The sequence below is a fragment of the Xenophilus azovorans DSM 13620 genome (genome assembly GCF_000745855.1).
Lineage (GTDB): Bacteria > Pseudomonadota > Gammaproteobacteria > Burkholderiales > Burkholderiaceae_C > Xenophilus > Xenophilus azovorans.
The window spans coordinates 16,212-26,268 of sequence record NZ_JQKD01000008.1; the positions used below are offsets into that span (position 1 = coordinate 16,212).

Genomic DNA, 10,057 nt, shown 5'->3' on the forward strand with positions numbered 1-10,057 from the left:
CGCCATGCCGCGCATCCTGCTGATCGACGACGACGTCCACCTCGCGCCGCCGCTGACGACCTACTTCGCGCGCTTCGACTGCACGCTCGACAGCGCCCAGCGGCCCAGTGAAGGCCTGGCCCGGCTGCGTGCCGGCGGCTACGACGCCGCCATCCTCGACGTCATGCTGCCGGAGATGGACGGCTTCGCCTTGTGCCGCGAGATCCGCGCCCAGCCCGGCATCGGCGACATCCCGATCGTGATGCTCACCGCCCGCGGCGAGGTGATGGACCGCGTGGTCGGCCTCGAGCTCGGCGCCGACGACTACCTGCCCAAGCCCTTCGAGCCGCGCGAGCTGGTGGCGCGGGTGCAGACCATCCTGCGGCGCCAGCGCTCCCGCCCCGCCGCTGCCGCGCCGGCGCAGCGGCTGGTGTTCGACGGCCTGGCCATCGACCTGGACCGGCGCGAGGTGCAGCGCCACGGCGAGGTGCTGGAGCTGACCGGCACCGAGTTCGAGCTGCTGGCGCTGCTGGCCTCCGAGCCCGGCAAGGTCTTCGGCCGCGACGACATCCTCAACCGCCTGCGCGGCCACGAGGCCGAGCTGTACACCCGCGCGGTGGACATCGTCGTCAGCCGCCTGCGCCGCAAGCTGGAGCCGCTGGAGTGCATCAAGACCCTGCGCAATGCCGGCTACGCGCTGGCCGTGGCGCCGCCGCCGGCGGCATGAGTCGGCCTTGAGAGCGCATCCGTCCACCCGGCCGCCGGCACGCCGGCAATGGCGCCGCTCGCTGCGCGTGCGGCTGGTGATGTGGTTCGTCGTGCTGGCGCTGGTGATGGCCGGCGTCTTCGTCGGCGGGATGAAGCACTCCTTCTCCACCGGCTGGGGCGCGGTGGCGCAGCCGCTGCTGCTGGACTACGAGGACCGCATCGTCGCCGAGCTGGGCACGCCGCCCGACGTGGGCCGTGCCCAGGCGCTGGTGGCGCGCCTGCCCATCACGCTGCGCATCGAGGGGCCGGTGGTGAACTGGGACTCGCATCCCGGCCTGCGCCAGCCCGACTTCTTCCACCGCGGCGACGGCGACGATGCGCAGGACCGCTGGTACGTGCGCCACTCGGCCGACGGGCACCGCGTCACCTTCGGCTGGGCGCCCAAGATGTGGGACACGGCGCCGCGCGCCGCCGGCTGGCGCACCCTGGGCCTGCTGCTGCTGGTGGTGCTGCTCGTGTACGCCGCCATCAGCCGGTTGCTGCGCCCGCTGATCGACATCCGCCAGGGCGCCGAACGCTTCGGCAGCGGTGCGTTCGACCAGCCGATCCCGGTGCGCGGCTGCGACGACCTGGGCGAGCTGGCCCAGCGCATCAACACCATGGCGCGCGACATCCAGGCCATGCTCGACGCCAAGCGCACGCTGCTGCTGGCCGTCAGCCACGAGCTGCGCTCGCCGCTCACCCGCGCCCGCCTCAACGCCGAGCTGCTGCCCGAGAGCCCCGAGGGCGCGGCCGAGCGTGAAGCCCTGCTGCGCGACCTGAACGAGATGCGCGACCTGATCAGCGACCTGCTGGAAAGCGAGCGGCTGGCCAGCCCGCATGCCGCCCTGCAGCGCGAGCCGGTGCAGCTGGAGGCCCTGGCGCGCGAGGTGGTCGACGAACTGCACGCGCGCGGCGTGCCCGGCGCGCAGGCGGTGCGGATCGACGCCGCCGAGCCGCTGCCGGACCTGCCGCTGGACCGCGCCCGCGTGCGCCTGCTGCTGCGCAACCTGCTGGACAACGCGCTGCGCCACGGCGCCGCCGCCGGGCAGGCGCCGGTGCTGCGCCTCGCCCCGGCGCCGGACGGCGCGGGCGTGTGCATCGAGGTGCGCGACTTCGGCCCCGGCGTGCCCGAGGAGCAGCTCGTCCGCCTGGCCGAGCCCTTCTACCGCCCCGACAGCGCCCGCACCCGCGCCGCCGGCGGCGTCGGCCTGGGCATGTACCTGTGCCGGCTGGTGGCGCAGGCGCACGGCGGCACCTTGTCGCTGCGCAACGCGCGGCCGGGGCTGGCGGTCGAGGCCGAGCTGCGCTGACGCCGCCTGTCGCCTTGGGCACCGTGCACGGCATGGCGGCGCGGCTAGCATGGCCGTCGCCGCCGACAGGCCCCCTCCAGGAGACACCGCCATGACCGCCAGCGCCGCCACCATCAACCGCCAGTTCCGCCTCGCCAGCCGCCCGCAGGGCGCCGCCACGCGCGAGAACTTCAGCTTCATCGAGGCGCCCGTGGGCGAGCCGGCCGAGGGCGGCGTGCTCGTGAAGACGCTGATGCTCTCGCTGGACCCGGCCATGCGCGGCTGGATGAACGAGGGCCGCAGCTACATCCCGCCGGTGGGCATCGGCGAAGTGATGCGCGCGGGCGGCATCGGCCGCGTGGTGGCGTCGCGCAACCCGGCCTTCGCCGAAGGCGACGTCGTCTACGGCGTGCTGGGCGTGCAGGAGCATGCGCTCGTGCCCGCCGACCAGATCAAGGCCGCCGGCCTGGCGAAGATCGACCTGCGCCTGGGCACCCCGGGCCAGTGGCTCAACGTGCTGGGCATGCCGGGCATGACCGGCTACTTCGGCCTGCTCGACGTGGGCCTGGCCAAGGCCGGCGACACGGTGGTCGTCTCCGGCGCGGCCGGCGCGGTCGGCCAGACGGTGGGCCAGCTCGCGAAGATCAAGGGCTGCCGCGCCGTCGGCATCGCGGGTGGCGCGGCCAAGTGCGAATGGGTCGTCAAGGAGCTGGGCTTCGACGCCTGCATCGACTACAAGGCTGGCCCCGGCGCGGTGCGCGAGGGCCTGAAGGAACACGCCCCCAAGGGCGTGGACGTCTACTTCGACAACGTCGGCGGCGAGATCCTCGACACGGTGATGGCCCGGCTCGCGCGCAAGGCGCGCATCGTCATCTGCGGCGCCATCAGCCAGTACAACAACGCCAACAGCGCGCCCGCCGCCGGGCCGAAGAACTACCTGAGCCTGCTGGTCAACCGCGCGCGCATGGAAGGCATGGTGGTCTTCGACTATGCCGACCGCTACCCGCAGGCCATCGCCGAGTTGGCCAGCTACCTGGAGGACGGCCGCATGAAGAGCCGCGAGGACGTGGTCCAGGGCCTGGAGAACTTTCCCGAGGCGCTCGGCCGGCTCTTCACCGGCCAGAACTTCGGCAAGCTGGTGCTCGAAGTCGCGCGCGACTGAGCGCCGCAGGGCGGACGCCAGCCGCCCTTTTCCCGCATTCGCCCTTCGACGACGGCGCTTCGCCGGCCGTCGCGCCGTGCCGTGCGCACCGGATTCGGGCATGTTTTCGTCAAGATGTTAACTTTAGTATTTAAGAAGAAAGTAACATCGCATACCTTGACTCCCCAGGGAAGGCCGTGACGGCGGGGAGTTCGGGCCATGACATTGACGGAGCTTGCTTTCAGATGAACCGAATCCATCGCATCGTTTTCAACCGATCCACCGGCCATTGGCAGGCGGTGAGCGAGACCGCCCGTGGCCATGGCCGCGGCGGCAGCACCCGCAAGGCGGTCCTGCAACGCCTCGGCCTGGCCGCCGCCGGCGTGGCCCTGGCCCTGCCCGCATGGGCGGGCGCCGGCGGCCAGGGCGGCACCCCGACGCCGCAGGGCTACGTGGTCTACGGCGGCGCGGGCGGCAGCGACGGCCAGGGCGGCCAGGGCGGCTTCAACGACGATACCCTGAACACGCAGGGCGGCGCGGGCGGCCATGCGGGCCCTGGCGGTCCGACGGCCGGCGCAGCTGCGTCCGGTGCGGGCGTGGGCCCGAGCGGCGCCGGCGGCGCGGCCGGCACCAGCGGTGCGCCGGACGGACAGGCCGGCGGCTCCGAGACCGGCGGCGGCGGCTTCGGCGGCGGCGGCGGGGGCGGCTTCCACGGCGCGGCCGAGCCGACGTCCAACGCGGGCAGCCTGGCCGGCGGCCAGGGCGGCGCCGGCGGCGACGGCTACTGGGCGGCCGGCGGTGGCGGCGCCGGCGGCCTCGGCGCGGTGCTCGACGGCGCGGGCACCAGCTTCACCAATTCGGGCAGCGTGGCCGGCGGCGCGGGCGGGGCCGGCGGCGTGGCCTATTCGCAGGGCGGCGGCGGGGGTGGCGGCGGCAGCGGCCTGTCCGTGAACACCACCGGCACCGTGACCAACAGCGGCGCTGTCCTCGGCGGCGCGGGTGGCCAGGGCGGCAGTGCGGGCATCGGCGGCGTCTCGTCCTTCTACGGGCCCAGCGGCGGCGGCGGCGGTGGCGGCGGCAACGGCGTCACGCTGACGTCCGGCACCCTGCGCAATGAGGCCGGCGGCACCATCGCCGGCGGCGCCGGCGGCCATGGCGGCGCGAACGCGGAGGGCACCGGCCCGATGGGCACGCAGCCCGGGCCGGCCGGCGTGCCGGGCAACGGCGGCAGCGGCGGGGACGGCATCCACGCCGCCAGCACGGGGCAGAGCCTCTTCAACGCCGGCACCGTCCAGGGCGGCGATGGCGGCACCGGCGGCGCGAGCGTGGTGTCCGGCGTGCCGGACGGCCAGGCCGGCGCCGGCGGCGCGGGCGCGCGCATCACGGGCGACGGCAACACTTTGGTCAACGCCGGCCTGATCGGCGGCGGACTGTCCGGCGACGGCGCCACGCGGGCCGAGGCGGTGCGCATCACCGGCAACGCCAACACGCTCGAACTGCAGGCCGGCTACGGCTTCAACGGCGCCGTGCTGGCCGACGGCGCCGGCAATGCCCTGGCGTTGGGCGGCACGACGGACGCCAGCTTCGACGTCACGCAGGTCGGGCCGCTGGGCGGCGGCGCTGCGCTGCAGGGCTTCACCCAGTTCATCAAGACGGGCGCGAGCACCTGGACGCTGGCCAACACCACCGGCGAGCTGACGCCGTGGACCGTGCGCGGCGGCGTCCTGTCCATCGGCGCCGACAGTGCGCTGGGCGGCCTGGCCGGCGGCCTCACCCTGGACGGCGGCACGCTGCAGACCACCGCCGACATCGCCACCGCCCGCGCCATCACCCTGGGCGCGGCCGGCGGCGGCTTGGCGCCGGCGGCGGGCAGCACGCTGACGCTGACGGGCGCCATCGCCGGCAGCGGCCCGCTGACCAAGGACGGCGCCGGCACGCTGACGCTGGCGGGCGCCAACGCCTACACCGGCACCACCACCGTGGCGGCCGGCACGCTGCGCGCAGGCGCGGCCGGCGCCTTCAGCGCCGCCTCGGCCCACACCGTGGCGGCCGGCGCCACCATGGACCTGGCCGGCTTCAGCCAGACCATCGCCGCCATGGACCTGGCCGGCACCGTCTCGCTGCCGGGCAGCGCGCCGGGCACGACGCTCACCGTCACCGGCCCCTGGGTGGGCAACGGCGGCACTCTGCGCCTGGGCACCGCCCTGGGCGACAGCGCGAGCGCCACCGACCGGCTGGTCCTGAGCGGCAGCGGCGCCGTCGCCAGCGGCCGCACCTCGGTGCAGATCACCAACCTGGGCGGCCTGGGCGCGCTGACCACCGGCGACGGCATCGAGGTCGTCCGCGCCACCGGCGGCGCCACCACCACCGCGCAGACCAGCAAGGACGCCTTCAGCCTGGCCGGCGGCCACGTGGACGCCGGTGCCTACGAATACCGCCTGCACGCGGCCGACGCCAGCGGCGCCGGCGAGAGCTGGTACCTGCGCTCCACCGCCACCGGCGGCGGCGTGAGCGTGCCCACCTACCGTGCCGAAGTCCCGCTGCTGGCGGCGCTGCCCGAGCAGCTGCGCGAGGCGGGCCTGGCGATGCTGGGCAACCTGCACCAGCGCGTGGGCGACGACGGCGTGGGCGGCGCTTCCGCCGGCCCGCGCCAGGCCTGGGGCCGCCTCATCAGCATCGACCGCCACATCCAGCAGGGCGGCACCGTCAGCCCCACCAGCGACGGGCGGCTGTCGGGCTTCCAGGCCGGCACCGACCTGTGGGCCGACCCGAACTGGCGCGTGGGCCTGTACGTGGGCCAGCTCGAAGGCGACATGGACGTCACCGGCTTCGCGCGCGGCCTCTGGAACCATGCGGCCGGGCGCAACGACCTGCGCACCCAGTACCTGGGCGGCTATGCCACCTGGAAGAACCGGGACGGCTTCTACGTCGACGGTGTGCTGCAGGCCGGCCGCCTGCGCTACGACGTGCAGCCGGCGCTGGGCTGGTCGACCAGCGGCAAGGGCCGCAGCGTGCTGGCCTCGGTGGAGCTGGGCCAGGCCTTCCAGGTGGCGCCGGGCTGGCAGGTGGAGCCGCAACTGCAACTGGTGCACCAGGACCTGGACCTGGACGACCTGGGGCTGGTCGGCGCGGCCGTGCGCCAGGGGGCGGACAGCGGCTGGCTGCTGCGTGCCGGGGTGCGCGTCAAGGGTGAGATCGCCACCGGCGCGGGTGCCCTGCAGCCCTATGCGCGGCTGAACATGTATCGGCGCTCCAGCGGCACCGACGTGACGCGCTACGCCACGGCGGCGGCAGTCACCGAGATCGCCACGCGCACGGGCGGCACGAGCTGGGAACTGGCCGGCGGGGCCACCTGGCAGTTGACGCCGGCGCTGAGCGTGTACGGGGAACTGGGCCGGCTGTGGGCCGGCGGCGGTGGCAACCGCACCAAGAGCGGCCTCAACGGCAGCCTGGGGGTGAAGGTCAGCTGGTGAGCCAGCGGCGCTGGCGCGGCGGTCAGTCGTCCGCCACGCCGGCGAACTCGTCCTCGTGCATCCAGGCGGCGTGCTTGGGTGCGCGCCTGGTCCGGCTCCATTCCTCCAGCATGTCCCACTTCACCTCGTCCAGGCGCTTCTGCATCTCGGGCGTGGCGGTGTCGCAGACCAGTTCGAGCCGGTGGCCGTTGCAGTCGTGGAAATAGATGGACTTGAAGATCGTGTGCTCGGTGATGCCCACCACCTCGACGCCCTTGGCCTGCAGCCGCGCCTGGGCGTCCTTCAGCGCCTCGAGGCTGTCGACCTTGAAGGCGATGTGCTGAACCCAGGCCGGGGTGTTCCCGTCGCGGCCCATCGCCGGCGCGTTGGGCAGCTCGAAGAAGGCCAGGATGTTGCCGTTGCCGGCGTCCAGGAACAGGTGCATGTACGGGTCCGGCGCGTGCGTGCTGGGCACCCTGTCCTCGGCGATGGCGAGCACGAAGTCCATGCCCAGGTGGTCCCGGTACCACTCGACGGTCTGCTTGGCGTCGTTGCAGCGGTAGGCGACGTGGTGGATGCGCTGGATGTTCACGCGGGGCTCCATGCTCGTGGGGGAGCCGCCATTGGACTGCCGGGGTGGGGCGGCGGATTTGATCTGCCGCAAAAGCAGGCGCGATGGGCCGCGCCGCCTCAACCCAGGCGCAGCGGCAGGGCCGACGCCGCGCACACCAGCAGGAAGGGCAGGCTGATGCGGTGGAACTCGGCCAGCCCGTGCGGCACGCGCGCCAGGCGCAGCGCGATCAGGTTGGCCAGCGAGCCCAGCACGAAGCCGAAGCCGCCCACGCTCACGCCTGCGGCCAGCGCCGGCAGGTCGCGCACGGCGCCGTCCAGCAGGATGGCGGCCGGCACGTTGCTGATCACCTGCGACGCGAGGATCGCCGCCAGGTAGGCACGCCAGCCCTCGCCGATGGGCGCGGCGCGCAGCATCTCGGCGACCCAGGGCAGCGCGGCGAGCTGGCGCAGGTCGACGAACATCAGCGCGATGATCGCCAGCAGCGCCCAGTCGATGCCCAGCAGCACGCGCGGGCGCACCAGCGCGAACACGGCGGCCACGCCGATCAGCCCCGGCAGCAGCCAATGGCGGTCCAGCGCGACCACGAAGCCCACGAACAGCAGCGCCGACACCGCCAGCAGGCGCGGCTGCACCGCGCCGTGGTCCTGCGGCTCGCGCAGGGCGATCGGCTGGCGCGGCACCAGCAGCCACACGGCGACGGCCAGCCAGAACAGCATCACCGCCACCGTGGGTGCCATCATCGCCACGAAGCCGGCAAAACTCTCGCCGCTGCGGTGCCACAGGTACAGGTTCTGCGGGTTGCCGATGGGCGTGAGCGCGGAGCCGGCGTTGACCGCCAGCGCCTGCAGCGCCACCAGCCGCGCCAGCGGCAGGTGCGCCTGCGTGGCCAGCACGCGCGTGAGCGGCACCAGCAGGAACAGGCTCACGTCGTTGGTCACCAGCGCCGCCAGCAGGGCCGCGCCGCCGGCGAGGCCGAAGGCCAGCACGCGCTCGTCGGTCACCCGCACCAGCAGGCGCCGCGCCAGGCGCTGGAGCATGCCGCTGGCCTCCACGCCCTGGGTGATGAGCAGCAGGCCGGCCAGCGCGCTCACCGTCTGCCAGTCCACCATCGCGAGCAGCTCCAGCGGCGGGCGCGGGCGCAGCAGCGCGAACAGCACGGCGATGCCCAGCAGCAGCCACAGCAGGCCGTGGCCGGCGCCCGGGTGGCCGGCGCCGGAAGGGGCGGCGCGCGCGGCGCCCGGCGGCGTCACCAGGCCTCGCGGAGTTCGCGCTTGAGCACCTTGCCGATCGCGCTGCGCGGCAGCTCGGCGATGCGGCGCAGGCCGGCCAGGCGCTGCGTCTTGCCGAGCTGGGCGTTGGCCCAGTGCAGCAGTTCATCCTCGCCGATGGCCGCGTCGGGGCGCAGCACGACGAAGCCCACCGGCGTCTCTCCCCACTGCGCCGAGGCAATGCCGACCACGGCGGCATCCGCCACGTCGGGGTGCCGGCGCAGCACCGCCTCCAGGTCGCTCGGGTAGATGTTGAAGCCGCCGCTGATGATCATGTCCTTCTTGCGGTCGAACAGGACCAGGAAGCCGTCGGCGTCGAAGCGGCCGATGTCGCCGGTGCGGATGAAGCGCGTGCCGTCGGGCGCGAACCACTCGGCCTCGCGGGTCTTCTCGGGCTGCTTGTGGTAGCCGGTCATCATGCCGCCGGAGCGGCCCACCACCTCGCCGGCCTCGCCGGGCGCCACCTCGCGGCCGGCCTCGTCGATCAGGCGGATGTCGCTGCCCGGCGCCGGGCGGCCCACGGTGTGCAGCTTGTCGGGGTGCAGGTGCGCCTCCAGCATGACGGTGCCGCCGCCCTCGGTCATGCCGTAAGTGTCGATCAGCCCGCCCGGCCAGCGCCGCAGCACGTCGGCCTTGAGCGGCGCCGGCAGCGGCGAGCTGGTGCAGAACTTCATGTGGAAGCTGGCGAGGTCGAAGCGGTCGAACGCGGGGTGCGCCATCAGCCGCTGGTACTGCACCGGCACCAGCATGGTGTGCGTGGCGCGCAGCTGCTGCGCCAGCTCGAGGTAGCGGCCGGCGTCGAACTTCGGCATCAGCCGCACGAAGCCGCCGTAGGCCAGCGTCGGGAAGAACAGCACCAGCGTGGTGTTCGAGTACAGCGGCGTGGACAGCAGCGTGACGGTGTGCGGCCCGAAGCCGTAGGGCCGGTAGCGCTTGACGTGCGCCCAGCGCATGGCGTGGCTCTGCACGATGCCCTTGGGCTCGCCGGTGGTGCCGGAGGAATAGATGATGTTGAAGGCCCAGCCCGGCTGCGTGTCCACCGGCGCGGGGCGGGCGCCCTCGGGGGCGAGCCAGTCGGCCAGCGGCGCGGCGCCGGGCACCTCGCCCTCGAGCGCCACGCGCGGCAGCCCCTCGCCCGCCCCGGCGCCCAGCGCCTGCGCGCCGGCCGCATCCAGGAACAGCAGGCGCGCATCGGCATCCCGGATCATCCGCGCCAGGCTGTCGGCGGCGCTGCCCGGCGCCAGCGGCGCCACCGCCACGCCGGCGCGCAGGGCGCCGAGGAAGACGGCGGCGTAGTCCGCCGATGCGTTGGCGCAGACCGCGATGGCGTCGCCGGGTGCGAGTCCCTCGCGCTGCAGCGCGGCCGCCACGCGGTCCATGCGCGCGTCGAGCGCGGCGTAGTCCAGCATGGCGCGGTCGTCGGCCAGCGCGGGGCGCGCCGGCGCGTCGATCGCATGCTGGCGGATGAAGTCGGCGACGGCGCCGAAGTCGTGCGCGAAGGCGGCGTCCAGGGGGTTCATGAGGCGGTCTCCCAGCGGGCAGGGCGGCAGCATAGCCGGGGCCGTGCCCGGGCGAACCCGCCGCGCTGCGCCGATAATCCCGCG

7 protein-coding genes are annotated in these 10,057 nt (G+C 74.3%); 4 read left to right on the forward strand and 3 right to left on the reverse strand.

The window, feature by feature from the left end; translation table 11 throughout:
- Positions 1 to 4 precede the first annotated feature (4 nt).
- From Q392_RS07025 to Q392_RS07040, 4 genes are all read left to right on the forward strand, one after another.
- Positions 5 to 706 (forward strand): response regulator transcription factor, encoded by a 702-nt coding sequence (locus tag Q392_RS07025; protein ID WP_038204087.1) that lies wholly within the window; start codon positions 5 to 7, stop codon positions 704 to 706.
- Complete coding sequence (locus Q392_RS07030; RefSeq protein WP_084216921.1) at positions 663 to 2,039, forward strand: sensor histidine kinase; 1,377 nt, start codon at positions 663 to 665, stop codon at positions 2,037 to 2,039. Before Q392_RS07025 ends, Q392_RS07030 begins: the two co-directional genes overlap by 44 nt.
- 91 nt (positions 2,040 to 2,130) lie before the next feature.
- The gene (locus tag Q392_RS07035; RefSeq protein WP_038203736.1) at positions 2,131 to 3,180 is read left to right on the forward strand and encodes an NADP-dependent oxidoreductase; all 1,050 of its coding nucleotides are present in this window, start codon (positions 2,131 to 2,133) and stop codon (positions 3,178 to 3,180) included.
- Positions 3,181 to 3,404: 224 nt separating this feature from the next.
- On the forward strand, positions 3,405 to 6,632 hold the full coding sequence (locus Q392_RS07040; protein WP_038203747.1) for an autotransporter outer membrane beta-barrel domain-containing protein: 3,228 nt from the start codon (positions 3,405 to 3,407) through the stop codon (positions 6,630 to 6,632).
- Between the two features lie 22 nt (positions 6,633 to 6,654).
- Here Q392_RS07040 and Q392_RS07045 read toward each other — a convergent pair whose 3' ends face one another.
- The 3 genes from Q392_RS07045 to Q392_RS07055 form a co-directional block, all read right to left on the reverse strand.
- Positions 6,655 to 7,203, reverse strand: coding sequence for a VOC family protein (locus tag Q392_RS07045; RefSeq protein WP_038204105.1), 549 nt, complete (start codon positions 7,201 to 7,203; stop codon positions 6,655 to 6,657).
- Between the two features lie 98 nt (positions 7,204 to 7,301).
- Positions 7,302 to 8,435 (reverse strand): SLC13 family permease, encoded by a 1,134-nt coding sequence (locus Q392_RS07050; protein WP_211260213.1) that lies wholly within the window; start codon positions 8,433 to 8,435, stop codon positions 7,302 to 7,304.
- Complete coding sequence (locus Q392_RS07055; RefSeq protein ID WP_038204108.1) at positions 8,432 to 9,973, reverse strand: class I adenylate-forming enzyme family protein; 1,542 nt, start codon at positions 9,971 to 9,973, stop codon at positions 8,432 to 8,434. Before Q392_RS07055 ends, Q392_RS07050 begins: the two co-directional genes overlap by 4 nt.
- Positions 9,974 to 10,057: the final 84 nt, after the last annotated feature.

Coding starts and splice junctions, on each gene's coding strand:
- Q392_RS07030 (WP_084216921.1), top strand. CDS start 663: ATGCCGGCTACGCGCTGGCCGTGGCGCCGCCGCCGGCGGCATGAGTCG.
- Q392_RS07025 (WP_038204087.1), top strand. CDS start 5: ATGCCGCGCATCCTGCTGATCGACGACGACGTCCACCTCGCGCCGCCG.
- Q392_RS07040 (WP_038203747.1), top strand. CDS start 3,405: ATGAACCGAATCCATCGCATCGTTTTCAACCGATCCACCGGCCATTGG.
- Q392_RS07055 (WP_038204108.1), bottom strand. CDS start 9,973: ATGAACCCCCTGGACGCCGCCTTCGCGCACGACTTCGGCGCCGTCGCC.
- Q392_RS07035 (WP_038203736.1), top strand. CDS start 2,131: ATGACCGCCAGCGCCGCCACCATCAACCGCCAGTTCCGCCTCGCCAGC.